Source organism: Streptomyces sp. NPDC051364 (assembly GCF_040682115.1).
GTDB lineage: Bacteria > Actinomycetota > Actinomycetes > Streptomycetales > Streptomycetaceae > Streptomyces.
Genome location: NZ_JBFBAH010000022.1, coordinates 36,434 through 61,941, shown reverse-complemented (window position 1 = coordinate 61,941; position 25,508 = coordinate 36,434). Strand labels below are relative to the sequence as shown.

The window sequence follows — 25,508 nt, the reverse complement described above, 5'->3', positions numbered from 1 at the left end:
TCAGGGGGCGGGAAGCCGGTCGGGACCGGGCGCGGCGGTGGATGCGGTGGGCGGAACCGGAGCGGTGGCGGCGGCCAGGGACCGGCGGCGTACAGGGGGTGTCGGGGTGCCCTCGATGTCCGTCCGGGGCAGGATGCGGTCGAGCCGGGCGGGCAGCCACCAGTTGCGCTCGCCGAGCAGCACCATGCTGGTCGGGACGAGCAGTCCGCGGACGACCGTGGCGTCCAGGGCCACGGCCGTGGCCAGTCCGATGCCGAACATCTTCACCACGGGGTCCTCGGAGAGCAGGTAGCTGAGGAACACACAGACCATGATCATGGCCGCAGAGGTGATGATCCGGGCTGTCCCGGCGAGTCCGTCGACGACCGCGCGCGTGTTGTCCCGGTGCCGGAGGTAGGACTCGCGTACGGCGCTCAGGAGGAACACCTCGTAGTCCATGGAGAGCCCGAACAGCACCGCGAACATCAGCAGCGGGACGTATCCCGGTATCGGCACCGGGCCGTCGAGGCCGAGCAGGCCCGCCCCCCAGCCCCACTGGAACACGGCGGTCAGCACGCCGTACGAGGCCGCCACCGAGATCAGGTTCATCACGGCCGCCTTGGCCGCGACCACCGGTGCACGGAAGGCCAGCAGGAGCAGCAGGCCGGCGACGAGCACGACGGTGGCGATGATCGCCGGCATCCGGGCGGCGAGCCGCGCGTTCAGGTCGGCCTGCGCGGCCGTCGGCCCGCCGACGTGGGTGGTGGCCCCGGTGCCGGCGGTGGCCTCGGGCAGGGCGTTGTCCCGCAGCCGGTCCACGAGCGCGACGGTGGTGGGATCGCCGGGGCCGGTGGTGGGGGTGACCTGCCAGAGGACGGTACGACCGTCCGTGCCGAGCCGGGCCGGGCTCACGGCGGCCACACCGGGGGTCTGCCCGAGGGTCTCGGTGACCGTCGAGACGCGGTGGTCGGACGGTCCGTCGGCCGCCGTGGGCAAGGTCTCGGTCACCTGGAGGGGGCCGTTCACGCCCGGTCCGAAGGCCTCGGCCAGCTGCTCGTACGCAGTACGGCTCGACGTGCCGGCCGCCTTGTCCCCCGCGTCGAGCTGGCCGAACGTCAACCCGGCGGCCGGCGCGGCCAGTACGCCCGCCAGGACCAGGCTCGCGAGCAGGTAGCGCCAGGGGCGGCCGGCCACGTGCGCGGCGAACCGCTGCCAGCGCACGCCCGCGGCGTCGGCCGCACGGGCGGCCTCGGTCACGTCGCCCGCATCGGCCGTGTCGGCCATGTCGGCAGGGTCGGCAGGGTTCGCCGGGGCCGGCCGGTGGCCCGCCTTCCGGCCCAGCCGGTGGCCGAACAGCGCGAGCAGGGCCGGAAGCAGGGTCAGGGCCGCGAGGACCGCGACGAGTACGGCGATCGCCGGTGCGAGCGCCAGCGCGTACAGCAGTGGCAGCCCGCCGAGAGCCAGACCCGCCAGCGCGGCCGCCACCGCGCAGCCGGCGAAGGCGGCGGCCTTGCCTGCACCCGCCGTGGTGTACCCCACGGCGTCCACCACGCCGTGCCCCTCCGCCAGGAGGTCACGGAAGCGCGTCAGACAGAAGAGGGTGTAGTCGATGCCCACGCCGAGGCCGATCATCGCCGCGATCGTGGCACCCGCCGACGGCATGTCGAGGACGTGCCCGACCAGCCCGATCGCCGAGAGCGAGATCACCAGCCCCAGGACCCCCACCAGCAGGGGAAGGCCGGCCGCGAGGACCCTGCGCAGCCCGAGGAACAGGATGACCGCGGCCGCTGCGAGACCGATCAGCTCGCTGTGGGCGGTGGACCCCTTGTCGGCGGCGGCCGCGAGGCCGCCGCCGGCCGTGACCTCGATTCCGGCCTGCCGGGCGGGCCCGGTGGCCGACAGCACGGCCTCGCTGATCTCCGGGGTGATGTCACGCCCGGTCACGTCCAGCCCGACCGAGAGGTAGGCGGTGTGGCCGTCCGGGCTCATGGCCGCCAGGCCCGAAGGCCCGTACGGCGCGGCGACGCTCACCACGTGGTCCACCCGGGCCACGTCCCCGGCCGCCGCCTCGACCGCCTGCTGCGCGGCGGCGGAGGTGAGCACCGGCCCGTCCGGGGCCGTGTGCAGGACGACCGGCTGGTTACCGGAGACGGGCCCGTGGAACGAGTCGGCCGCGTCGCGGGCCGCCTGGCTGTCGCTGCCGGGGATGGCCACCGCCTCGCTGGTGACCCGGCCGTGGAGCATCACGACGACGGCGACGGCGATCGTCACGGCCGCCCAGACGGCGAGGATCCGTCTCGGTCTCAGGGCACACCAGCGGCCCAGGGCAAGAAACATCGTGCTGCGCTTCCCTCCACGAATGAAGTTGCACTCCGAGTGCACATTCACCGTTGCACTCGGAGTGCAATAATGTCAATCGGAGAGAGGAGCCCCAGGTGGGACGGCATCCCGAGCAGGACACCCCGCAGCGGCCGGAGCAGGGCAGCCCGCCGGCCGCCGGCGCCACGGACGGCCGGACCGAGCGCGGCCGGCAGACCCGCGAGAAGATCGCCGACGCGCTGCTCGCGCTCCTCGACGAAGGCATGACGGACTTCCCCGCCGACCGGGTGGCCCAGTACGCGGGGGTCTCACGGCGGTCGGTGTTCCACCATTTCGACGACATGGCCCAGCTCGTGGACACAGCCATCACCCGGCGGCTGGAACAACTGGCCGAGCAGATCAGGCCGTTGCCCACCGAGGGTCCGCGCGCCGCGCGAGTGGCGGCCCTGGCCGAACAGCGGGCCCGGATCCTCGAATGGATCACCCCGGCACGCCTGGCGATGATCCGCATGGACCGCCCCTCGGAGCGCATCCGTCAGGTGACCGAGGAGACCTTCGCCGACGCCCGCCGACGCATGGAGGCCGTGCTGGCGGAGGAACTCGACCGAGTGTCGGGCCGGCGGCGTACGGACCTGGTCAACGGGCTCGACGCGGTGACCACGTGGGGCGCCTGGCACCACTGGCGTTCCACCGGGCTCGGCCCCGAGGAGGCGCGGCACGCCATGGAGGCCACCGTACTGAGCCTGCTCGCCTCGATCGACCCTCCTGCGGGGGCGCCGCAGCGGTCTGCGTGACGTACGCAAAAGGCCGGGCCCGTGGGTCACGGGCCCGGCCGCCCTTTCGGGCTTCCTTCGGATCAGACGCGGTCGGCTGCGATCAGGACGTACTGGAACGAGCCGTCCTTGTAGGAGTTGATAAACGCCTCTTCAATACCTGTGACCAGGGAGGACGTGGCCCGCAGCTCCCAGTAGGGCAGGGTCGCGGGCGTCAGGTCGATGACGGCCTGCGGTACGAGACGGTTGTCGGCCATGGCCCGCATGTACTCCCGGCGGGAGTGGATGTTGCATTCGAAGTGCGCGTTGATCTGGGAGACCCACTTCGAGGGCTGGCCATACCGGGGGTTCCAGCAGCCGGTGATGGTCACGTAGCGGCCCCCGACGGCGAGCACGCGGGAGTGTTCGGCGAACAGGTCGTGCAGGTCTACGTACATGCTCGACTCGTTGTTCCACGAGCCCGCGGCCTGCCCCGTCTCGAACGGCATGTCCAGCATGTTGCAGACGCGGGCGCGGACCGAGTCCTCGATGCCGAGTTCGCGGGCGCGCTCGTTCGCGAACTCGGCCTGCTTGGCGGACAGCGTGACGCCCTCGACCTTGCATCCGAACCGCTGGTGGGCCATGACCGACGAGCCTCCGCGGCCGCAGCCGGCGTCCACGAGGATGTCGCCGTGGCCGATGGCGCCCAGGTGGTCCAGGAGGACGTCGGTCTGCGCCGACTCCAGGCGGTGGAGCTCGGCGATCAGCTTCTTCTCGTATGAGCTGTCCTCGGTGTCCCCGAGGGCTGCGTGGTCGACGTCACCGATGCCGTAATGGTGGTGGTAGAGGCCGTCGACGTCGCCGAGACGCAGGTTCACCGGCCGGGCCTCGTGGTCCCAGTAACGGGCGATGTCACCCTGGTAGGGCGTCGCCGGGGCGGGGATGAACGCGGAGGCGGGGGGCATGGTGAGCTCGGTGTTGGTCACAGATAAATCCATCCTTACCAGAAGTCGGGCAGGCTGTAGCGGTAGGTATTGGTCTGGTGCCAGTAGTGGTTGCCGTCGACCCACGCGGCCACGCCCCGAAGGAAGCGCAGCACGCTCGGGACGGGGCAGGCGGCGGCCAGGTCGGCGGCCGCGGCCTCGAACGCGTGCATAAGGTCGTTGTGGACCTCGACCGCTTTCAGATAGGCGTCGCGGACGGAGCAGCCCTCGCGTTCGGCGATCACCACGGGCAGGTTGAGGTGCCGGCCGGGGCTGGCGAGTTCCTTGGTGTAGGAGTACAGGTCGTTGACGATGGTGGTCGCGTTCGCGGCGAGCGCGATGACCCGTTGCATGGCGGGCTGGCCATGCAGGTCCGCCGGCAGTTCGTAGCCGCCGACGGCGTCGGTGATGGTGGGGCAGGGGCGGAAGTTGTTGAACTGGCGCATCGACAGGTACTCCCACACCTCCGGGACGTAGTCCGTCTCGGCCCAGGCGGCCTCGGCGAGGTACCCCAGGTGCAGACGGGCCATGTCGTGCCGGAACCGGTCGGCCTGGGAGGCGGTGGCCTCGTGGGCGAAGTACTCCATGGCCGAGCGGTACGCGCGCCGCGGCGCGTCCGAGTGGAGCGACTCCGCCCACTCCGGCTGGTACTCCGTCGTGGTGTGGAGGGGGTCGAGGGCGGTGTGCGCCAGCAGCAGGCGTCCGCCGAGGCCGACGGGCGAGCCCCCGTGGTCCTCGCAGTAGCAGTCGTCGACGACGTTCTCGGCGACCATCAGCCGTGTGGCGAGCATCAGGTGGTCGACGGTGGGGGCGTCCGGATGACAGGCGACCATGTAGCGGCCCACGGAGAAGCCGTCGAACTGGTCCTCCCACTCCGGGGGGTACAGCTCGACCTCGTCCACCGCCCACGCCTTGATCCTCTGGCTGAGCTCCTCGACCCGTACGGGGTCGGGTTCCGGCACCGGGTGGAAGTAGAGACCTGGGATCGGACGGCCCGCCACCGGGGGCTCCGCCTCCGGCGCAGGCGGCTCCTCGCGCCGGGCCAGGGACAGCCCTGTCGCGCCCAGACCGCTGGGGCCGCGCAGGATCCGCTCCAGGGCGGGGCTCGGTGTGGTGACGGGGGCCGAGGGCTGGGCGGGCGGGGCGAACAGGGCAGGCCGGACGCAGCCGACGGCTTCGATGCCGTGGCCGTGGCCGTGGGCCCCGAAGCGGGCCGCGGCTGCAGGGAGACTCGACTGCAGAGGGGAAGGCCCGGGATCGGGCATCCTTGGCTCCTTGGTGAGGTGGTTGGGCTGTCCCGGATCCCGGGCATGCCCGGCCGGCCCGGGAGGGCCCGGGCCGTGGCCGGCGTGGGTGTAGCGGCCGCCGCGGAGCGGTTGTCGTGGCCGTGGGGCAGGTCCGCTCAGTCGTGCCTGCGGGCGATCTGCACGTTCTCCAGCACGCCGAGCGCGTCGGGCACCAGGACGGCGGCGGAGTAGTAGGTGGAGACCAGGTAGGAAATGATCGACTTCTCGTCGATGCCCATGAAGCGCACCGACAGGCCCGGCTCGTACTCCTCCGGCAGACCGGTCTGGCGCAGGCCGATGACGCCCTGGTTGTCCTCGCCGGTTCGCATCACCAGGATCGAGCTGGTGTTCTCCTTGCTGATCGGGATCTTGTTGCAGGGCAGGATCGGGACCCCGCGCCAGGCCGGGACCTGCTGTCCGCCGAGGTCGACGTGGTCCGGGTAGAGCCCGCGGGCGTTGAACTCGCGCCCGATCGCCGCGATGGCCTTGGGGTGGGCCAGGAAGAGCTTGGAGCCGCGGCGGCGGCAGAGCAGCTCGTCGAGGTCGTCCGGGGTGGGAGGGCCGGAGTGGGTCTGGATCCGCTGCTTGAAGTCGGCGTTGTGGAGCAGGCCGAACTCCCGGTTGTTGACCAGCTCGTGCTCCTGGCGCTCGCGCAGCGCCTCGATGGTGAGCCTGAGCTGCTCCTCGGTCTGGTTCATCGGCTCGTTGTAGAGGTCGGCGACCCTCGTGTGGACCCGCAGTACCGTCTGGGCGATGGAGAGTTCGTACTCGCGTGGGTGGGGCTCGTAGTCGACGAAGGTGCCGGGCAGCTCGGGTTCGCCGGTGTGGCCGGCGGACATCGCGATTTCGGCCTCGCCGTGCTTGTTCTGCCGCTGGTGCGGAAGCGCGCCGAACCGCTCGACGTGGGCCTGGAGGTGCGGCGCCGAGGACAGGACGGCGGCGAAGTCCGAGCGGGACAGCGTGAGCAGGGTGCCGGGCGTGGCGGCGGTGGCCGTGTAGTCCCAGCCCCCGGCACCGTCCAGCAAGGCGTTCTCGCCGAACCGGTCGCCGTCGGCGAGCACGGCGACGGCGACCTCGTCACCGTACTTGCCGACGGAGGTCTGGTTGACCCGGCCGTGGGCGATCAGGTGGATCTCGTTCGCGGGGGTGCCGCGCTCGACCAGCACCTCACCGGCGCGGAAGTCACGCTGGACGCACCGGCCGGCGAGGGCGGTCAGCACGTCCATGTCGTCGAAGCCGCGCAGCATGGCGAGTTCGCCGAGCTCACGCGGGATCACCCGGACCTGGGCACCGTCCTGGACGAAGTCGATGCGCCCGTCGCCGACGGTGTAGGTCAGCCGCCGGTTCACCCGGTACGTGCCGCCCTTGGTCTCCACCCAGGGGAGCATCTTCAGCAGCCAGCGGGAGGTGATCTCCTGCATCTGCGGGGCGGACTTGGTCGTGGTGGCAAGGTTGCGGGCGGCCGCCGTGCCCAGGCTGGTCTGCGGAGGCTCGAGCTGCGCCTCCGGGCTGGTGTCCACGGTCATCGGGCAGGTTCTCCTTCGTAAGGGCGGTGAACGGCATACGGGCACACGTCACCGGTGAAAGAAGAAAAAGAGGGCGAAAATCCGGGCATTCCATCCGGATCCGGGAGCACACTAACCGTCGAAGCAGCAGACCAGCTCACGAAGCCACTGCCATTACCTCGATGCGGTGATCTTGCGGCGGGCGTTTACGGCCCCGCTTCGGCGAGGTTCGAGCCCGGTCGAACATCTGCTCTACAGACGTAGCCTGACGGGTCGTCACCGATCGACGAGGAACATCGCCGCGTCGTCCGCCAGGCGATCCTGGGTGTGGCGGAGCAGTCTCCGGTGCAGTTGGTCCAGGAACTCCTGCGGACCGCCGTCGGGCATCGCGTTCACCGCCTCCATCGCCTCGGGCAGGGCGAAGAAGTCGTTGCCGCTGTTGCGGGCTTCGATGACGCCGTCGGTGTACAGGAGCAGCCGGTCTCCGGGTGCGAAGGAATAGCGGTCCACCCTGCCGGGGGGACCGGTGATGAACTCCGCGAGTCCGAGCGGCGGCAGCGGGCAGGTGGGCATCAGGGCGCCTGCCGTCCCGTCACGCAGGAGCAGCGGAGGCGGATGGCCGCGGTTGACGACCTCGACGACGGGCCCGTCCGGCACCTGGGCCACCAGCGCGGTGACGAAGCCCTCCACGAGTTCTTCCGGGTCGATCACGCCGGGCACGGCGGCATCGCGCAGCAGTGCCGCCTCGCAGCGGTGGATGACCCCCACCAGTTCGTCCTCGTAGTGCACGGCCTCGCGGAACGCGCCGAGCACGGCCGCGGCCGCACGTACGGCCGGCAGCCCCTTGCCGCGGACGTCACCGACGATCAAGCGGACCCCGTACTTCGTCTGTACGGCCTCGTACAGATCGCCTCCGATCTGCGCTCCCGTCTCGGCCGCGAGGTACATGCCGGCCACGCGTACGGGGCCCAGCCGGGCCGGGACGGGCCGCAGCACGGCCTCCTGCGCCGCCACGGCGATCCGGCGGACCTGGTCGAGTTCGTCCTCCCGCCGCCTGCGGACGGTGCTGCTCGTCGCGAGGCTCGCCAGCGACACCAGGAACAGGGCCAGGAAGTTCGTGTAGACCTGCTGAGTGCCCCACGCCCCGTTGTAGGTGGCCGTGGTCACGCTCACGGCCACGGCCACGGCCACCGCCGCAAGGGTGCCCTTGGGACCCATCGCCACCGCGGCCAGCGCCGGCGTCGCGACCAGGAGGGGGCCGGTGTACAGCACGTGAGCGGGCGTGAATTCGATGATCAGCACCGAGAGCGCGATCACGAAGGGCACACATTCCGCGAGTACGAAAAGGACCTGGTGACGGCCGCCCGCTCCCGGTCGAGGAGGTGAGGGGAAGGGCATCCGCATGGCTCCAGCGTGCCCCGTCGAAGCTGCTCGCCGCCACCCATCCCCCGTGCGGGGCCTCTCAGGCGTAGGGACCGGGACCGCCGGGCATGTGATGCGGTGCGGGCGTCGGGGCGCTCGTCCCCCGGTCCCGCCCCAGGGCGAGGCCCCTCCGAGCCTTGGAGCGCTGAGTTCGGATGAGCAGCAGCCCCGCGGACGACCCGACGCCCCCCACACCCCCGCCTGCCCCTGCCGGCGGGGAGCCCGCAGTCTCCCGTCAGGAGTTCGACGCGATCTTCGCCGCGGTCCGCACGTGGGGCCGCTGGGCCCCGGCCGGCCGCGGAGCCTGGAACCGCGTCACCCCGGACCACGTACGGCGGGCCGCCGCCCTGATCCGTTCCGGTACGGCGGTCCCGCTGGGTCTGCCCTGGGACACCCGGCCCGGACCGGACAACGGCAAGCCGGCCCTGCACTACATGTCCGATCTCGGTGACGTGGAGCCCGGGGAACCCGCCACGTACAAGGACTTCATCGGCGTCGACTACCACGGCAAGGCCGTGAGCCACCTGGACGCCCTGTCGCACGTCGCGTACGAGGGGCGGCTCTACGACGGGCGGCCGGCACGCGAGGCCGTCGGCGCCGCAGGTGCGCGCTTCGGCTCGGTGGCGGCGCTCGGCCCCCTCGTCACCAAGGGGGTACTCCTCGATCTGCCGGCCGTCCTCGGGGTCGACTGGCTGGAGCCCGGGCATGCGGTCCACGCGCGGGACGTCGCCGCGGCGGAGCGGGCACTGGGAGTGACGATCGACGACGGCTGCGCGGTGCTGCTGCGCTCCGGCCGCTTCCGGCGCCGCCGGGAGACCGGCCCCTGGGACTCGGACGCCGCGAGCGCGGGCTTCCACGTGGACGCCGTGCCCCTGCTGGCCGAGCGCGCCGTCGCCCTGCTCGGCGGCGACGGGGACAGCGACCTGCGCCCCTCGCCGGTCGAGGGCGTCCACTCCCCCGTCCATGCCCTCGCCGTGGCGGCCATGGGGGTGCCGCTGCTGGACAACCTGGACCTCGAGGCGCTCTCCGCCGCCTGCGCCGAGGCGGGGCGGTACGAGTTCATGATCGTCGTGGCGCCGCTGAACGTGCCGGGCGGGACGGGCTCGCCCGTCGATCCGGTCGGAATCCTCTGATTCGAATGATCCGAATGATCCGAATAAACCGGGAGGAATATACTCGAAAGACGCTTACTCGGGGCAAGTGCTCCGGTACGGCCGAGGCCGAGGGCCCGGTAAGGAGAAGTGATGCATATGGGGGTCACGGGAGACGAGATCGGCCCCGCACGCTCCCGTGAGCGGTTCCTGCTGGGCGAGCCGGTCGCGAGCGGGGTACGCAGCCCGATCCTGAACTCCTGGCTGCGCTGCCAGTCCCTGGGACTGTCACCGGACCAGACCGAACTTCCCTACCGGGACGATTTCGATCCGGACAGCCGGCTCGTCCGTGCGGCCACACCCGTGCTCGACCAGCTGGCATCCCGTTTCACGGGCAGCCAGATGAACGTCTCCCTCGCCGACGGGAACGGAACGGTGCTGCAGCGCCGCTTCGGGGAGCCCGCCCTTGCCCATGACCTCCCCCCCATCCAGAGCGTCCCCGGCTTCGTCTTCGCCGAGCGCTTCGCGGGGACCAACGGCATCGGTCTCGCGCTCGCCGAGCGGCGGCTCGTCCAGGTCTACGGGGCCGAGCACTTCGCCGAGCGCTCCCAGTCGAACGCCTGCTCCGCCACCCCGATCCGCGACCAGCTGAGCGGACACGTCGTCGGTGTCCTGTGCTTCGGTTACCCGCACGGCTACGAGGACCCGGCACTGCCCACCCTGGTCCGCCGGGCGGCCGAGAGCATCGAGCGGCGGCTGATGGAGCAGCATTCGGAGCGCGAGCGCGCCCTGCTGCGGACGTACCTCGACGCCAGCCACCTCACCCGGACCGGCTCGGCCGCCGGGAACGGGCATCTGATCGCGCTGGACGAGCTCGGCGACAGCGGGCTGGACCGGAGCGATCAGATGATCCTCAAGGAGAAGGCCACCGAGCTCATCTCCTCGGCCCAGCGGGCCGCCGTAGAGGTGGCCCTGCCCCACGGGCGGGGTGTCACCCTCATGAGCAGCCCGCTCGTGAGCCGCTCGGGGGTGGAGGGCGTCGTCGTCGAGGCTGTGCTCAGCGGCGATGCGGCGCCGGTGCACCACCTCTCCCTCCTGCCCCGCACCGGACCGCCCTCCGGTCCGCCGCCCGGCCCTCTCGCCGCTCCCGCCGCTCCGGCCGCCGCCGGCCACACCCGCGGCAAGGTCAGAGGACTGGTGCTGGTCGGCGAGCCGGAAGTGGGGAAGTACGCCGTCGCGGCACGCCGTCGCCTGGAGCTGCTGGCCGAGGCCAGTACCCGTATCGGCACCACCCTGGACGTGACCCGCACCGCCTGGGAGCTCGCCGAGATGGCCGTTCCGCGCCTGGCCGACTACGTCACCATCGACGTGCCCGAGGCCGTGCTGCGCGGCGAGGAGTCCGCCGATCCCCGGACCGAGCTGCACCGCACGGTGGTCCACGGCATTCGCGAGGACTGCCCGTTCTACCCGGTCGGGCAGCGGGTGGAGCTGCGCCCCGGCACTCCCCACATGCGGTGTCTGGACAGCGGGCAGGCGGTACTGGAGGCGGATCTGAGGCATGCCGTCGGCTGGATCGACCAGGAGCCCGAGCACGCTCGGCAGATCTTCGCCCACAACGTGCACTCCCTGGTCTCCGTCCCCCTGCTGGCCCGCGGCGTCCTGCTGGGGGTCGCCAGCTTCTACCGCTCGGAGGACCCCGCCCCCTTCGGGGACGACGACAGCTGGCTGGCCCAGGAACTCGCCGCCCGCGCCGCGCTCTGCATCGACAACGCCCGCCGCTACACCCACGAGCACACCCTGGCCCTGGCCCTGCAGCAGAGCCTGCTCCCGCACGGCGTACCCGACCAGGGCGCCGTCGAGGTCGCGCACCGCTACCTGCCCGCCGAATCCGGGGTGGGCGGCGACTGGTTCGACGTCATCCCGCTCTCCGGCACCCGGGTCGCCATGCTCGTCGGAGACGTCGTGGGCCACGGCCTGCACGCCGCCGCCACCATGGGCCGGCTGCGTACCGCCGCCCGCAACTTCGCCGAACTGGAACTCGCCCCCGACGAGCTTCTCACCCACCTGGACAACCTCCTGGTGCGGCTGGACCGGGAGGAGGGCGGCGAGAACGACTCCGGCAGTACCGGCATCGTCGGCGCCACCTGCCTCTACGCCGTCTACGACCCCACGACTCGGCAGTGCACCATGGCCCGCGCCGGCCACCCCCCGCCCGCCCTGGTCCACCCCGGCGGCGTCGTGACGTTCCCCGACCTGCCGGCCGGACCGCCGCTGGGCCTGGGCGGTCTGCCCTTCGAAACGGCCGAGATCCAGCTCCCCGAGGGGAGCACGCTGGTCCTCTACACCGACGGGCTCGTCGAGGACCGCCATCGCGACATCGATGTCGCCCTCGAGCAGCTGAGCCGTGTCCTGTCCCACCCGGACCGCACGCCGGAGGACACCTGTCAGGCGGTCATCGACGCGGTTGCGCCCGACCACCCCGCGGACGACATCGCGTTGCTCGTCGCCCGCACCCGGACCGTGCCCGCCGACCGGATCGCCACGTGGGAGGTGCCCGCGGACCCGGCCCTCGTCTCCGGCATCCGTGCCGCCGCCACCCGCCAGCTGGCCGACTGGGGGTTGGAGGAGCTCGCGTTCGCCGCCGAGCTGATGCTCAGCGAGCTGGTCACCAACGCGGTCCGCTACGGCACCGAGCCCATCCAGGTACGGCTGGTCCGCGACCGCAACCTGATCTGCGAGGTCGCCGACGGCAGCAGCACCGCCCCGCACCTGCGGCGGGCGGCCACGACGGAGGAGGGCGGACGCGGCCTGTTCCTCGTCGCACAGCTCGCCCACGCCTGGGGCACCCGCTACACCACCCACGGCAAGGTCATCTGGGCCGAATGCGCCCTGGACGCGGCCTGACCGTCACCCCTCGATCCTCTCGGCACTCGACCATCGGAGGCACAGACAGCGGCATATCGCTCATATGGCGATAGTCACCAGTAGCATCACCGATGTCCCTCAGCGACGTCCGTCAGCGATGTCCTCATCGCTTCAGGAAGCACCTCCCCAGGCGGCCCCGGAGAAGTCCGTGCATGACACTCCCGTCACCTCGACGAGCCCGCCCTCGCGCTCCGGCGGAGCGCCCCTCGTCCGCATACGCGGTCTCGGCAAACGGTTCGGCGGCACCGTCGCCCTCGACGGCGTCAGCCTCGACGTCCACGGCGGCAGCGTCCTCGCCCTCCTCGGCCCCAACGGTGCCGGGAAGTCCACCCTCATCAAGGTGCTCGCCGGGGTTCACCGCGCCGACGCGGGCGAGGTGACCGTCGCCGGGCACCCGCTCGGCTCCGACGCGGCCCGCCGAACCATGTCCTTCATCCACCAGGACCTCGGTCTGGTCGAGTGGATGACCGTCGCCGAGAACATCGCCCTCGGGACCGGATACCCCCGCCGCCGCGGCCTGATCTCCTGGCGCGAGACCCGGAGGAACTGCGCCGAGGCACTGCGGATCGTCGCCGGACACCTGGACGCCGACGCCCGCATCGCCGACCTGGCCCCCGCCGAACGCTCGCTGGTCGCGATCGCCCGCGCCCTGGCCAGACAGGCGGAGCTGTTCGTCCTGGACGAGCCGACCGCCACCCTCCCCGCCGCGGACTGCGCCCGCCTCTTCGACGTACTGCACGCCCTGCGAGACCGGGGGCACGGCATCCTCTACGTCAGCCACCGCCTCGACGAGGTGTACGAGGTCGCCGACACCTTCGCCGTCCTGCGCGACGGACGGCTCGTCAGCCACGGCCCCCTCGCCCCGTACAGTCCCACCCGTCTGGTACGCGACATCGTGGGCCCCGAACCGGCCGGCGGCCCGCCCCCCGCAGCCGCCCCCGGGTTCCCTTCCGCCCCTGCTTCCCGCTCCGTGCCCGTCCGCCCGCCCGTACTGCGCCTCGACGGCGTGACGACAGAACGCACGGTCCCGGTCAGTCTGGAGCTGCGCGAAGGCGAGATCCTCGCCATGGTCGGGCTGACCGGGGCCGGCCACATGCACCTGGGCCGCGCCCTCGCCGGCGCAACTCCGCTCCTCGGCGGCCGGGCACTGCTCGATGGCCGTCCGTACCACCCGCGCACGGTCACCGCCGCCCTCGGCTCCGGCGTCGGTTTCGTGGCCGCCAACCGGCAGGAGGAGGGCTGCGCCGCGGAACTGACGGTACGGGAGAACTTCCTGGCCAATCCCCGCGCAGCCGGTGTGCCGGCGTGGCACTGGGTCGCCCCGCGGCGCGAGCGCGCCGAGGCCGCCGCCCTGATCGAGCGGTTCCACGTACGCCCCCGCGACAGCGAGGTGCCGATCGCCACCCTGTCCGGCGGCAACCAGCAGAAGGTCATGGTCGGCCGCCGGCTCCGCGGGAGGCTGCGTCTGCTGATCCTCGAGGAGCCGACGGCCGGCGTGGATGTCGGCGCCAAGGCCGCGATCCACCGGCTCCTCGGCGAGGCGCTGGCCGCCGGCCTGGCGGTCCTGCTCATCTCCACCGATTTCGAGGAGGTCGCCGACGTGTGCCACCGCGCGCTCGTGTTCGGGCGCGGGAGCGTGGTGGCCGAGCTGGCGGGTGAGACGCTGAGCGTTACCGAACTCACCCGCACCGCCTCGGCCCTGCCCGCGATCACCGGAAGCGCGGGGAGCCGGTGAGCCCCGCACCCTCCTCGGCCTCGCGCCGACCCCTGACGGGTCGTCTGCACGGGCACTTCATCGGCACGTACGGCCTCCTGGCCCTCACCGTCCTGCTCTTCCTGCTCTTCTCTCTCGTCCTCCCCGACACGTTCCCCACACGGGACAACGTCTCCTCGATCCTCTCCAACCAGTCGATTCCGGCCGTCATGGCGCTCGGCGCGACGATCCCCATCGCGAGCGGCAAGTTCGACCTGTCCATCGGTTACGCCCTGGGCCTGGCGCACGTCCTGGTGCTGTACCTCATCGTCGACGCGGGCTGGCCCTGGCCGCTCGCCTGCCTCACGGTGGTCCTCGGGGGGACCCTGGCCGGCGCCGTGAACGGTGTCGTCGTCGAGTTCGCCCGTATCGACTCCTTCATCGCCACGCTCGGCACCGGCAGCATGATGTACGCCGTCACCGGCTGGATCACCGACGGGAGCCGGATCGTCCCCGGCCCCGACGGTCTTCCGGCGGCCTTCACCGGCCTCTACGACTCCCGGTTCCTCGGCCTGCCGGTACCCGCCTTCTACGTACTCGGCCTCGTCGCCGTCCTCTGGCTGGTGCTGGAGCGGCTGCCGTTCGGCCGGTATCTGTACGTCATCGGCTCCAATCCCCGCGCCGCCGAGATCATCGGCATCCCCACGCACCGGTACTGCGTCTATGCCTTCGCCGGATCGGGCGCGGTCGTCGGCTTCGCCGGTGTGCTGCTCGCCGCGCAGCAGCAGATCGGCAATCCCAGTGTCGGCCTGGACTACCTGCTGCCCGCGTTCGTCGGCGTCCTGCTCGGCTCCACCACGATCAAGCCGGGTCGGGCCAACGCCCTGGGCACGCTGGTCGCCGTCGCCGTACTCGCCGTCGGCCTCGCCGGGATCGGCCAGCTCGGCGCCGATTTCTGGGCCACCCCGCTGTTCAACGGCGGCACTCTGCTCATCGCGGTCGGGCTGGCCGGCTACGCGGCCCGCCGGCGGCTGCGCGCCGGCGCCACGGCCACCGGCCCGCCACCCGCGAAACAGCCGGCCGCGGCGGCGGGCGACGACGACGGCGCCCCCTGAACCTCCCGGAGAACACCTCGCAGCGCACACCAGCGTCAGGAGCACCGTGTACCCGAACCGCAAGACCGCCCTCGCTGCCGCCGTCCTGCTGGCAGCAGCCGCCGGCGCCGTCGCCGGCTGCGAGAGCGGCTCATCGAACCCCACCGGCCCTTCCTCGGCCGCCGGTTGCCCGGCCGTCCTCCAGGAGGCGAAGGCGGCCGTTCAGCGGGCCGAGAGCAAGGACACCTCGTGGAACGGCCCCACCACCGGGCCCAAGGCGGTCCCCGGCAAGACCATCGTCTACGTCGCGCAGACCATGACCAACCCGGGCGTCGCCGGAGTCGCGAAGGGCGTCAAGGAGGCGGCGCAGGCCATCGGCTGGGATGTCCGGGTCATCGACGGGGAGGGTACCCCGGCCGGCATCCAGGCGGCACTCAGCCAGGCCGTCACCCTCAAGCCCTCGGGCATCGTCATCGGCGGCTTCGATCCCCGCCCGACCTCACAGCAGGTGGCGCGGGCCGAGGAGGCGGGGATCCCGCTCATCGGCTGGCACGCGGTCAGCTCCCCCGGCCCGAGCACGAGTCCCAAGCTCTTCACCAACATCACCACGAAGGTGGAGGAGGTGGCGAAGGCCGGCGCGGACTGGGTCATCGCCCAGTCCGACGGCGACGCCGGGGTCGTCGTCTTCACCGACGACTCGATCCCGTTCGCCGGTACGAAGTCCCAGCTGATCGAGCGGCGGCTCGCCGCCTGCCCCGGCGTGAAGCTCCTGGCGCACGCGAACATCCCGATCCCGGACGCGAGCCGGCGCACCCCCCAGGAGGTCTCCTCGCTCCTGTCCCGTTTCCCGAAGGACTGGACGTACTCCGTCGCCATCAACGACCTGTACTTCGACGATGCCGCCCCGGCCTTCCGCGGCGCCGGCAGGCCCGGCGCCGGGCCGCCCTTCAACATCGGCGCCGGCGACGGCGACCCCTCCGCGTTCCGGCGCATCAACAACAAGCAGTTCCAGTCCGCGACCGTCCCGGAGCCGCTCTCGCAGCAGGGCTGGCAGATCGTCGACGAGTTCAATCGGGCCTTCGCCCAGCAGCCCGCCAGCGGCTACGTGGCTCCCGTCCACATCGCCACGGCGGCGAACAGCAGCGGGGCCACCTCCTGGAACCCCCAGGGCTACCAGGAGGCGTACGAGAAGATCTGGCGCGGCTGACCGGGCCTCCGGTGGCCGGCAGGCCTCGTATGATGGTGGCCCGGGCGGGGCCGTAGCGCAGAGGTCGTCGCGCGCGGTCTCCAAAACCGCGAGGACGCCGGTTCGATTCCGGCCGGCTCCCTCCGGGCATCTGCCAGTGGCCCCGGCATCGGATGCCGGGGCACTGTCATGCCGATGCACTAAGCGGCCTCGGGGAAGTGGGGCACGCCCCCGCGCCGCCCGGCACGGCGCCTCGCCGCGGTCTCGCAGCACCCTGGTACGTCCAGTACAAACGTGCCGCTCCGCCTTGCGATGCACCGCACCGCACGACGCGAAAACGAAACCCCACTTCACCGACGCCGCTTAGCGGCGCCGGGTTATGGTCACTCCGTCACGCATCGACAGCATCACCGAGTCCACCCGCTCGTCGGCCGTGATCAGGTCGTTCAGGCGGCGCATCGCCACGTGGTGCTCCTGCTGGTACGCGGGGTCGAGGACGCTGCCGCCGAGGACTTCAAGGTGCACGAGGACGCCGTGGTCGGGCCGGAGTTCCTGATCAACGCCGCGCTCGGCGAGATGCTGCCGAGCCAACCCGGCCGGCCCTCGCACACCGCGCTGCGCCACCTCTGGCTCACCGACGCCGAGGCGCACACGCTCGAAGCCCGGCTGCGCGCGCTGGCTGCAGAGCCGCATCCGGCCACCGACAGCGCGCACGGCAAGCCGTACGGGTTGCTGGTCAGCCTCTTCAGTGCCGATGTGCCCAGCTTGCCGCCGGACGACGGGCACTGACGGGCCGGGCTCCGGGTTCCACGGGCGTCGCAGCCGCCGCCCGACAGCGCCTCCCCCGGTGACAGGGGACGGGCAGATTGCCGTACCAAGCGTCGGCGATGCCGCGGCCGACGGCGGTCGTTGCCAGGAAGTGTTCGAGCTCGTCGGCGAGACGCTGAAATCGGTGCTGCGTCTCTTCCATGAGAACCCAGCGCGATCTCCAGTTGAAGAACGGCTCGATGGCCCCCAGCAGCGTCCCCAACGCCACGAGTGCGAAGGCGAAACCCGCCCATACATTGAGGTTCTGCAGGCCGAGGATCACTGTGGACGCTGCGGACAGCGTGAGCGTCAGCATCTTGATCACCGACGAGGACCGGCGAAAGCGCCTCTTCTTCCCGTGGGCGTACTCGTTGCCCTACCGGATCTTGTCGAGCAGGCGGCCGGCGGCCTCCACCGGCGTCAGACCTATCTCCGCCGGACCGTTCGCCGCCATCTCGCCCCCACCGCTCGCCGCCGCACCCGCGCGGGTGCGGCGGGCGGCGCCTCCTGCGAAGACGTCGCCAACGGACCCACGGGAGTGTCCCCACTGTCAGCCCAGAATATGGATGCCGCGCTGCTCACTGCGTCCCCGAGCCAGAACCACCGGTCGCCAGGGCCACCGTGACGGCGCAGCGGTGGGCGGTACGGCGTTCAGGTCCACGCCGGGACACCGGCCGCGGCGTCACCTCCAGCGCACCAGGGCGGTCATCGCGGCAAGGTCCGTCTCCGACCGGGCGATCGGGGCCTCGGGCCAGAGCAGTTCGTACTCCGTCTGGATCCGGAAGATCTCATCGGCGAAGGAGCGCACGACCTTGCCGGTGACCGTGCCCCGCTCCGCGTGCTCGAAGAACTGCTCGCAGGCCTCCACGGCGCCTTCGCAGTCGTTGTCGAACTCGAACAGTGCACAGATCTCGCCGACGGCGTGGTCACGCGAAGTCAGGTGGCCGATCCCGCAGTCGAGCCCATCGTCGTGAAGGTCGTCGGGGTACGGCGCACGGTGCCAGGAACCGTCCTCGAACCAGTAGACGCACTCGATCCCGCCTTGCTCCAGAAGGTCGTGCGGGAGTTCCCGGTGCACCCACCCGGGCGCCGCGGCGAGGAGATCGATCGGCGGCTCGTACCGCGCAACCTTGCTGGAATCGTCCTGCCCGAAGAGAACAGCGCGGCCGCCTTCGGCCCGGATGAACCCCCACCGGCTGCAAGCGCCGTCGTCGTAGTGCAAGTCGCTGTCGCTGTCGCCGAGCCAATACCCGCTCCGGAAGCGCTCCTTCTCCTCTTCGGCATTCCAGGTCGCCACGGCAAACGCGGCCCAGCGCGCCCACAACACGCTCGCTTCCGGAAGGTCCTCCGGCCGCCCCGGACGATTGATCTTCATGCCCACCTCATACTTCCCAGCCCTTGCATCCGGCCGGCGCAGGCCGGGTATAAGGGCACTGTAAGAGGCGGCCGACCGGCCTGCGATGATCGTGGAGACAACAACGACCCAAGGGGATGAAGCAAGTGATCAGTCGCAGGATCGTCCGTGCCATACCCGCACTCGCGCTGGCCGGGCTGCTGCTGAGTCCGCAGGCGGAGGCTCAGGCTGCGCCGGTGACGGTTCGTCCGGTCGCGGTCGCCGCTGCTGCTGTGACGCAGCTTCCGTCCCAGGGCGCACCGGCCCAGGCAGCATCTGCGCAGCTCCGGCACTCTGCAGTCGGCTCCGCCAACGTCGTCGACGGCGACAAGAAGGGCGACAAGAAGAAGGACAAGAACAAGAAGGGCAAGAAGAAGGGCTTCTTCAAGAAGTTGGGCACCGTCGCTCTTATCGGCACCCTGCTCATCGTTCTGCTCGTCATCGCCGCGATCGTCTTCGCCGTCCGGCGGCGCCGCAGGGAGGCGTGACCGCTCCGTCGCGGAGGCTTGCGACGCACGCGGCAGCAACGCCGGGCACGATCGCAGCCGTCGAGTTCGAGAGGCGCCGCAGTGCGGCGACCGCCTCGGCGGCGATATCGGGAGAGTGGGTCAGACACCTCTCTGGACGGGTCTGCAGCGGTGCTCGCACGCCCACCCGACCCTATGACGGAGCGACCGACCGACCGATCAGCACAGTGGTGCAGCCGAGCGCGTCGTACGCGTAGCCGGCGCCGACCAGGCGGTCGCCTCGGGGACCGGCTGACCCGTACCGCCGGAGATGACGACCTTGGTGGCACGGCCGACGGCGTCGCAGGTGGTCCTGGTGGTACGGGTGACGCCGTTCGCCGTGTCGACGAGCTCGGGGGCAGCTCTCCGGGGCCCCGCATGTGGACGGTCCCCGGGATGCGTGCGCCGCCTACTGGTACGGGTCGAAGGGGATGCCCGCCGGCTTGGCCTCCGCGAGGTGGGAGGAGAAGGCACCGTCCTTCAGGCCGAAGTGGGCACTGCCGAAGTCGGCCTGGCTGAGCTTCTCCCGGAGTGTGGCCGGGTAGCCCGACCAGCCGACGAGCGCGGGGAACTGCCAGGTGCGGCGGTGGTTCTCCGGCGGTTCGTCGTTCGTGTTCGCCGCTCGGAAGCAGTGCGTGCCGATGCCGTCCTTGTGGTAGACGATCTTGGGATGGGTACCGTCCCAGCGGATCTGGTCGCGCGCGTGGATCTCGAAGTCACCGTGGGCGGAGGTGGCGACGTACTTCGCCTCGTTGCCCTGGATCCACACCACGACGTGTTCCCAGTCGTGGCGGTGGCCGCCGAGGCCGATGCCGGGGACGGCCTGGTCCTTCTCGAAGTACAGCGCGTACACCACGGCGCACCAGCCGTTGTTGCAGGTGGCGCGGGAGTAGCCGTTGGTGTTGGCGAGGTCCGAGGCGTCGCGGCAGCTGCCGTCGAGGGCCCCGCTGGGCTTGAGACCGCCGTTCAGGACGCCGGTCGGGCCTATGGCGGGCGTCGGATAGCAGCCGTCGGTGTCGTAGTCGTACGCCGGCTGGAAGGTCACCTCGATGGCCTCGGCGTTGGCGGGGAGCGCCGGGGGTGGAGCCGCGAAGGCCGTCTGGGCGGCGGCGACGACCAGCGCGAGGGCGGCGCCGACGACCAAGGATGATCTCCGGATGTGCTGGCTCGTCCGCAAAGCAGGCCTCCGGGGCGGTCGATTCGGGGGGCGGTCGGATCCCGGCTGTGTGGCCGGCGTCGCTCAGCGAGCATCATTCGCGAACCCCGACGGCACAGCAAGGGTCCCGACAGCAGCTGTTCACCTGCAATCGGGCTCTCGCAACAGCGCTGGTTTCAGGGTGAGTTGAGGCGGCCCGGGATCCGGAGCGCCCCCGCCGCGCGGCAGCCGACGGGGCGCCCGGCGCAGTGACCGGCGTCGCGCGACGCCGCGAGCCATCCGCCGGCGCCGTCACAGGACCCATCGGACGCCTGCCGCCGGCACCTGGTTCCCGCGCGAAACAGTGACATGCATCACCATGAGGCGAGAGATCACGGAAGCATTACGTCCGCTCACGTTTCACCGACATGTCGATATTTGTCCCACTGGAATCGACATTCCCCTCTTCATCGAAATGGGCATTTTGAGGAGCAGGGCGTTCTGCGGCAACTCGCCACGTCACAGCCGTGTCTGATGGTCGGTCTTCGTCTCGCGCAGTCGGCCGACCGGACGGGCAGCACGAGTTTCCGCCCATTTCAAGCCCGCTGTACGGAGGTGCCGCGGGGCCCGGCGGCGAGACTTGCCAGCCCCTTCCAGGGCTTCTAAGAATGGCGGCCCGGCCCCGGCGCTCCAGCAGCTCAGGCGCAGGACGCATCGCAGAAACCAAGTGAGGTCACGCATGCAAAAGCACCGTAAAAAGCGGACGCACTACAAGAAAATAACCATCGCCGCCGTCACCCTCGGCATCGTGGGCATACCCACCGCCGCCATGGCGTGCCTGGACACCCAGGAGGCGGGCTCTGCGAGGGCCGCCGGCCGGCACCACGGCATGCGCCCCTCCCACAGTGCCCCGTCCCCCAGCGAGTCGATCCAGATCCAGGCGGGTCCGGCGGACGCCCCGGTCGAGACGGCACCGGCCGTGCCGGTCGAGCAGACCGAGCAGGCTCCGCAGACGACGGAGCCCACCGAGCCGTCGACAGCCCCCGCGGCGCCGAAGCCCGCGCAGCCGGCCCCGGCCCGGCCGACGGCTCCCGTGACTCCGCAGAAGCCGACCACCCCGACCGCTGCGCCCTCCGGCCCGGCCGCCCAGGTGGTGGCCCTCGTGAACAAGGAGCGCGCCAAGGTCGGGTGCTCCGCGCTGACCGTCAATGCGAAGCTGACGGATGCCGCGCTGAAGCACAGCGAGGACATGGCCGCGCACGCCAACATGTCGCACACCGGCTCCGACGGTTCGGACCCGGGCCAGCGCATCACCCGTGCGGGATACACCTGGACGACCTACGGCGAGAACGTCGCCTACGGCTACAACACGCCCGAGCAGGTCATGACCGGCTGGATGAACAGCCCCGGGCACCGGGAGAACATCCTCAACTGTGCCTTCAAGGAGATCGGCGTCGGCCTCGCGCAGCCGAACTTCTTCTGGACGCAGGACTTCGGCACGGCCCGCTAGCGGGAGGTGCCGAACACCTCGTCCCCGGTCGCGACCAGGGCGCACTTCGGCGCCCCCTGCAGGACGGGGTGTTCGCGGACGGCGCCGAGCAGCATCGTCGACGGGCGGGCCGGCCGGCCGGCCGGCGGTGGGTGTAGCGCACCCGGGTGGTGGATCGGCCCGGGTGCCGGTCGCTGAGCAGCAGGCCGGGGACCGGGGAGTCACCGCCCTCCGCGACCGCCCGCTCGGCCGCCCGGGCCGTCGCACGGCACCGGACGACGCGGGCTTCCTTCGATTCCGGCCACCGGTTGACGGATGCCGGTACCGCGCAGGCCCGCCCGCCCGGATACGGCGAGGTCTCCTCAACTGGCCACGTGGAGACGGAACATGCGCATACCCGCCCTGTCTGTCACCGTCGCGATGGTCGCCGCGACCGTAGCGGGAGGAGCGGCTGCGGCCTCTGCGGACACCGTGGCCGGCCCGGTCAACCTGGAGGCCGGTACCGGCCTCCACCACCATTCCGCGACTGTGACCTACGAGCGCGTCGACGGCGCGGCGAACTGAGCCATCTCGAGCGGCGGGCCTTGCCGCCCGACGGGACCTTGGCCGCGGCGACGATGACCAGGCTCACGGCGGCGATCATGACGGCCCACATGACGGCGGTGATCTTGGCGATGTGCTCGATGCCCCGCCACAGCAGCAGGACCACCAGTGCGATCACGGCGAGCCCGACGAGGTCACCGCCGGTCTGCCCGAGGTCCGGGACCAGGTAGCCGAGGTACTGGACGAATCCGACGACTCCGGTGGACATGATCAGCGGGATGAAGAGCATGGCGGTCCACACGAACAGGAAGGGCATGAGCCGCCCCGTACGGTACTGGAACGCCTGGCGCAGGTAGACGTAGCTGCCGCCCGAGCCCGGCATCGACGCCCCGAGCTCGGCCCAGATGAGGCCGTCGGCGAGGGCGAGGACGGCGCCCGCGATGAAGCCGGCGACGGCCTGCGGCCCGCCGAAGGCCGCGACCATGAGCGGGATCGTGACGAACGGTCCGATTCCGCACATCTGGCTCATGTTGATGGCGGTGGCCTGGAACAGCCCGACGCGGCGGACGAACCCGCCGCTCGGAGGTGGCGATCCGGACATGGAGGGCTCCCTGGACTCGGCTGGGGCATCGGCCGCGATAAAATTAAGAACGTTTACTTAATCCGTCAAGGGATCGGCCTCGCGCCGCCGCCGCACGCCCGCCGGCATCGGAGGTCTTGCATCACGCGTCCATTGGACTCAATATGTGCGTCCAATGGACGCATAACAGAGGAGGCGGGCGTGGACCGGACGACAGGCACCCGAGGGCAGCACGGTACGGGCACGGAGACGGATACGGGGACAGGCGCAGCGGCAGGGGCCGGGCTGCGCGGGAGTGCGTTCGTGCCGCGCCAGGAGAACCTCGAACTGCCCCTGCCGCCCGTGTTCACCGACCTCGCGCAGGAGCGCGAGCACCGCAAGCAGCGGCTCGCCGGAGCCTGCCGCATCTTCGGCCGCCTCGGCTTCTCCGAAGGTGTCGCGGGACACATCACCGTGCGGGACCCGGAGTACCCGGACATGTTCTGGGTCAACCCGTTCGGCATGTCCTTCCGGCACGTCCGCGTCAGCGACCTGATCCTCGTCGACCACGAGGGACAGGTCCGCCACGGCAGGCGCCCGGTCAACCGGGCCGGATTCGTGATCCATTCGGCCATCCACGCCGCCCGCCCCGACGTGATCGCCGCCTGTCACGCCCACGCCGTCCACGGGAAGGCGTTCTCCAGCCTGGGGCGCCTGCTGGACCCGATCACCCAGGACGCGTGCGCCGTGTACGAGCAGCACACCGTCCACCGGGACGGCGCCGGCGCCGTGGTGGTCGAGGAGGAGGCCGGCCGGCAGCTCGCCGCGGGGCTGGGGCAGCACAAGGCCGTCATCCACCAGAACCACGGCATCTTCACGGTCGGCGAATCGGTCGACGAGGCGGCCTGGTGGTTCATATCCATGGAGCGCAGCGCCCAGGCGCAGCTGCTCGCGCAAGCCGCGGGCACCCCTCACCTGATCGACCCCGAGGCCGCCCGGCACACAAGGGACCAGACCGGATTCCCGCTCGCGGGCTGGTTCTCCTTCCAGCCCCTCTGGGACGAGATCGCCCGCACGGAACCCGACCTCTTCGAATAGGCGCCACCACCCATGAAACTCCAGCCCGAAGCCGATGGCGAACCCGCCCCCGCGGAGCCCGGCTCCCCCGCCTGGTGGCAGGACCGGTACGCCGAGCGCGACCGGCGCAGGCCCCGCCAGGGCGGGCTGACGCTCGACCGGATCACCGCGGGCGCACTCGAACTGGCCGACCACGAGGGCCTGGAGGCGCTCACGATGCGCCGGCTCGGCGATCACCTCCAGGTCCGCCACACCTCCCTCTACCGGCACGTCGCGAGCCGCGAGGAGCTGTTGATCGAGACGGTCGACCACATGCTCGGGGAGATCCGGCTGCCCTCCCTCGACGGGGACTGGCGGGCCGGGCTGGAAGGCGGGGCCCGGGAGTTCCGCCGGGTGCTCGCGGCACACCCGGCGGTCGTCCCGCTGCTGACCGCCGGTCAGCTGCTCGGCCCCAATGCCCTGCGGGCCCGTGAGCACGCCCTCGGACAGCTCCTTGCGCACGGTTGGGCCCCGCGGTCGGCCGTGCATGTCTACCTGACGGTCACCCACTTCGTGATCGGTGCCGCCGTGCTCGACTCCGGCGGCGCGGCCCGTACCGCCGGCCAACGTGCCGCGATGGCCGGACTGTTCGCCTCCCTCTCCCCGCGCACCCACCCGGTGGTCCACCGCCACGCCGAACTGCTCAACTCGCTCGACGCCGAGGCCGAGTTCGCGTTCGGCCTGCGGGCGCTGCTGCACGGCCTGGGCCACCTGCACGACGAGGAGGCCCGCGCATGACCGACGGCATGAGCGACGGCACGACCGGCAACTCGAGCGGCCGCATGACCAGCCCACGCGTTCTGCCGCCGCTGCGCCGCTGGACCGAGGGCGGCAGCACCGTACGGATCGACGGCCACGCGGTCTTCGTTCGCCAGGACGGGCCCGCGCACGGCGCGCCCGTCACCCTCGTCCACGGTTTCCCGACCTCCTCACACGACTGGGCCGCCGTCGTCCCGGCGCTCGTCGCGGCCGGACTCCGGGTCACCACGCTGGACCTGCTCGGCTTCGGGGAGAGCGACAAGCCCCGGCGCCACCGCTACTCGGTGCTCGACCAGGCCTCACTGGTCGAGGAGGTCTGGCGGCGGTACGGGATCGGCGGTACCGCCCTGGTCGCACACGACTATGGGGTGAGCGTCGGCCAGGAGCTGCTGGCCCGCGACCCGGCCCGGATCACCCGCATGGCCTGGCTCAACGGCGGCCTCTACCCCGATCTGCACCGCCCCGTGCCGATCCAGCGCCTGCTGCACGGCCCGCTGGGTCCGCTGCTGGCGCCCCTCACCACGGAGCGGCGGTTCGCCGCGTCCCTGCGCGCCGTGCTCGGACGACCGGTCCACGACGAGGACCTGCACGACCTGTGGGCAGCCGCGTCCCGGGCAGGCGGCCACCGCCTCGCCCCCCGGCTGCTGCGCTACATCGACGAGCGCCGCCGGCATGCCGCGCGCTGGACCTCGGCCCTGGAGGGCTTCCCCGGACCCACGCTGTTCGTGTGGGGACCCGCCGACCCGATCAGCGGGGCCCACGTACTCCCCCGGATCCGGGAACGGATGCCACAGGCCCATGTCGTTGAGCTCGCCGGGCCGTCGGCCGTCGGGCACTACCCGCAGCTGGAGGATCCCGAAGCGGTGGCGGCCGCGCTCACCGCGTTCCTCACGCCCTGAGGCCCCAGGAGTCCATCGGGGTTCCACCGGTCAAGGCGTCCGGGCATCAGGACGTCAGGACATCATG

General features: G+C 71.4%; 21 protein-coding genes, 1 tRNA gene and 1 pseudogene. 13 read left to right on the top strand and 10 right to left on the bottom strand.

The genetic code is table 11. From position 1 onward, the window contains the following. Positions 1 to 2,316 carry an MMPL family transporter gene (locus AB0M76_RS31980; RefSeq protein WP_365956230.1) on the bottom strand — a complete coding sequence of 772 codons (2,316 nt, stop codon included), beginning with the start codon at positions 2,314 to 2,316 and terminating at the stop codon, positions 1 to 3. 98 nt (positions 2,317 to 2,414) lie between these two features. Between AB0M76_RS31980 and AB0M76_RS31975 the strand changes: the two genes are divergently transcribed. After that, positions 2,415 to 3,092: a TetR/AcrR family transcriptional regulator gene (locus tag AB0M76_RS31975; protein WP_365956229.1), complete on the top strand. Its 678-nt coding sequence runs from the start codon at positions 2,415 to 2,417 to the stop codon at positions 3,090 to 3,092. A 62-nt stretch (positions 3,093 to 3,154) separates the two neighbouring features. On the opposite strand, the gene AB0M76_RS31970 is transcribed toward AB0M76_RS31975, so the two are convergent. The 4 genes from AB0M76_RS31970 to AB0M76_RS31955 form a co-directional block, all read right to left on the bottom strand. Next, entirely contained in the window at positions 3,155 to 4,048 is an 894-nt protein-coding gene (locus AB0M76_RS31970; protein ID WP_365956228.1) for a geranyl diphosphate 2-C-methyltransferase, read from the bottom strand. Positions 4,049 to 4,050: 2 nt separating this feature from the next. Further along, positions 4,051 to 5,298 (bottom strand): family 2 encapsulin nanocompartment cargo protein terpene cyclase, encoded by a 1,248-nt coding sequence (locus AB0M76_RS31965; protein WP_365956227.1) that lies wholly within the window; start codon positions 5,296 to 5,298, stop codon positions 4,051 to 4,053. A 137-nt stretch (positions 5,299 to 5,435) separates the two neighbouring features. Further along, complete coding sequence (locus AB0M76_RS31960) at positions 5,436 to 6,845, bottom strand: family 2B encapsulin nanocompartment shell protein (protein ID WP_365956226.1); 1,410 nt, start codon at positions 6,843 to 6,845, stop codon at positions 5,436 to 5,438. A 255-nt stretch (positions 6,846 to 7,100) separates the two neighbouring features. Further along, on the bottom strand, positions 7,101 to 8,150 hold the full coding sequence (locus tag AB0M76_RS31955) for a PP2C family protein-serine/threonine phosphatase (protein ID WP_365956225.1): 1,050 nt from the start codon (positions 8,148 to 8,150) through the stop codon (positions 7,101 to 7,103). A 251-nt stretch (positions 8,151 to 8,401) separates the two neighbouring features. On the opposite strand from AB0M76_RS31955, the gene AB0M76_RS31950 reads away from it, so the two are divergent. From AB0M76_RS31950 to AB0M76_RS31925, 6 genes are all read left to right on the top strand, one after another. Then, a complete protein-coding gene (locus tag AB0M76_RS31950; RefSeq protein WP_365956224.1) occupies positions 8,402 to 9,379 on the top strand; it encodes a cyclase family protein in 978 nt (325 codons plus the stop codon). A gap of 117 nt (positions 9,380 to 9,496) precedes the next feature. Next, positions 9,497 to 12,241, top strand: coding sequence for a SpoIIE family protein phosphatase (locus AB0M76_RS31945; protein WP_365956223.1), 2,745 nt, complete (start codon positions 9,497 to 9,499; stop codon positions 12,239 to 12,241). A gap of 169 nt (positions 12,242 to 12,410) precedes the next feature. Next, positions 12,411 to 13,997 carry a sugar ABC transporter ATP-binding protein gene (locus tag AB0M76_RS31940; protein ID WP_365956222.1) on the top strand — a complete coding sequence of 529 codons (1,587 nt, stop codon included), beginning with the start codon at positions 12,411 to 12,413 and terminating at the stop codon, positions 13,995 to 13,997. Next, positions 13,994 to 15,070: an ABC transporter permease gene (locus AB0M76_RS31935; protein ID WP_365956221.1), complete on the top strand. Its 1,077-nt coding sequence runs from the start codon at positions 13,994 to 13,996 to the stop codon at positions 15,068 to 15,070. The genes AB0M76_RS31940 and AB0M76_RS31935 overlap by 4 nt, the downstream gene beginning before the upstream one ends. 85 nt (positions 15,071 to 15,155) lie before the next feature. Next, positions 15,156 to 16,256, top strand: a complete 1,101-nt coding sequence (locus tag AB0M76_RS31930; RefSeq protein WP_365956272.1) for a substrate-binding domain-containing protein — start codon at positions 15,156 to 15,158, stop codon at positions 16,254 to 16,256. A 46-nt stretch (positions 16,257 to 16,302) separates the two neighbouring features. Continuing rightward, positions 16,303 to 16,377, top strand: a tRNA-Trp gene (locus AB0M76_RS31925). Between the two features lie 221 nt (positions 16,378 to 16,598). Here the strand turns inward: AB0M76_RS31925 and AB0M76_RS31920 are convergent. Continuing rightward, complete coding sequence (locus AB0M76_RS31920) at positions 16,599 to 16,694, bottom strand: hypothetical protein (RefSeq protein ID WP_365956271.1); 96 nt, start codon at positions 16,692 to 16,694, stop codon at positions 16,599 to 16,601. A gap of 6 nt (positions 16,695 to 16,700) precedes the next feature. Here AB0M76_RS31920 and AB0M76_RS31915 point away from each other — a divergent pair, with 6 nt between their 5' ends. Continuing rightward, complete coding sequence (locus tag AB0M76_RS31915) at positions 16,701 to 17,024, top strand: hypothetical protein (RefSeq protein WP_365956220.1); 324 nt, start codon at positions 16,701 to 16,703, stop codon at positions 17,022 to 17,024. Here AB0M76_RS31915 and AB0M76_RS31910 read toward each other — a convergent pair. Both AB0M76_RS31910 and AB0M76_RS31905 read right to left on the bottom strand, forming a co-directional pair. Beyond that, positions 16,981 to 17,397, bottom strand: a pseudogene (locus AB0M76_RS31910) (DUF4231 domain-containing protein); the annotation flags it as partial. The gene AB0M76_RS31915 and the pseudogene AB0M76_RS31910 overlap by 44 nt on opposite strands. Before the next feature lie 327 nt (positions 17,398 to 17,724). Then, positions 17,725 to 18,417, bottom strand: coding sequence for a hypothetical protein (locus AB0M76_RS31905; RefSeq protein ID WP_365956219.1), 693 nt, complete (start codon positions 18,415 to 18,417; stop codon positions 17,725 to 17,727). A 125-nt stretch (positions 18,418 to 18,542) separates the two neighbouring features. Between AB0M76_RS31905 and AB0M76_RS31900 the strand changes: the two genes are divergently transcribed. Further along, the gene (locus AB0M76_RS31900) at positions 18,543 to 18,923 is read left to right on the top strand and encodes a hypothetical protein (protein WP_365956218.1); all 381 of its coding nucleotides are present in this window, start codon (positions 18,543 to 18,545) and stop codon (positions 18,921 to 18,923) included. 427 nt (positions 18,924 to 19,350) lie between these two features. Here AB0M76_RS31900 and AB0M76_RS31895 read toward each other — a convergent pair whose 3' ends face one another. Continuing rightward, positions 19,351 to 20,118 (bottom strand): NPP1 family protein, encoded by a 768-nt coding sequence (locus AB0M76_RS31895; RefSeq protein ID WP_365956217.1) that lies wholly within the window; start codon positions 20,116 to 20,118, stop codon positions 19,351 to 19,353. Between the two features lie 697 nt (positions 20,119 to 20,815). On the opposite strand from AB0M76_RS31895, the gene AB0M76_RS31890 reads away from it, so the two are divergent. Continuing rightward, positions 20,816 to 21,586, top strand: a complete 771-nt coding sequence (locus AB0M76_RS31890) for a CAP domain-containing protein (protein ID WP_365956216.1) — start codon at positions 20,816 to 20,818, stop codon at positions 21,584 to 21,586. 463 nt (positions 21,587 to 22,049) lie between these two features. Here AB0M76_RS31890 and AB0M76_RS31885 read toward each other — a convergent pair whose 3' ends face one another. Then, the gene (locus tag AB0M76_RS31885) at positions 22,050 to 22,709 is read right to left on the bottom strand and encodes an amino acid permease (protein ID WP_365956215.1); all 660 of its coding nucleotides are present in this window, start codon (positions 22,707 to 22,709) and stop codon (positions 22,050 to 22,052) included. A gap of 282 nt (positions 22,710 to 22,991) precedes the next feature. On the opposite strand from AB0M76_RS31885, the gene AB0M76_RS31880 reads away from it, so the two are divergent. Genes AB0M76_RS31880 through AB0M76_RS31870 form a run of 3 tightly spaced genes read left to right on the top strand, consistent with a single transcriptional unit; the run spans position 22,992 to position 25,441 of the window. Continuing rightward, positions 22,992 to 23,765 carry a class II aldolase/adducin family protein gene (locus AB0M76_RS31880; protein ID WP_365956270.1) on the top strand — a complete coding sequence of 258 codons (774 nt, stop codon included), beginning with the start codon at positions 22,992 to 22,994 and terminating at the stop codon, positions 23,763 to 23,765. A gap of 12 nt (positions 23,766 to 23,777) precedes the next feature. Continuing rightward, the gene (locus AB0M76_RS31875) at positions 23,778 to 24,521 is read left to right on the top strand and encodes a TetR/AcrR family transcriptional regulator (protein ID WP_365956213.1); all 744 of its coding nucleotides are present in this window, start codon (positions 23,778 to 23,780) and stop codon (positions 24,519 to 24,521) included. After that, on the top strand, positions 24,518 to 25,441 hold the full coding sequence (locus AB0M76_RS31870; protein ID WP_365956212.1) for an alpha/beta hydrolase: 924 nt from the start codon (positions 24,518 to 24,520) through the stop codon (positions 25,439 to 25,441). Before AB0M76_RS31875 ends, AB0M76_RS31870 begins: the two co-directional genes overlap by 4 nt. The last annotated feature ends 67 nt before the right edge of the window (positions 25,442 to 25,508 follow it).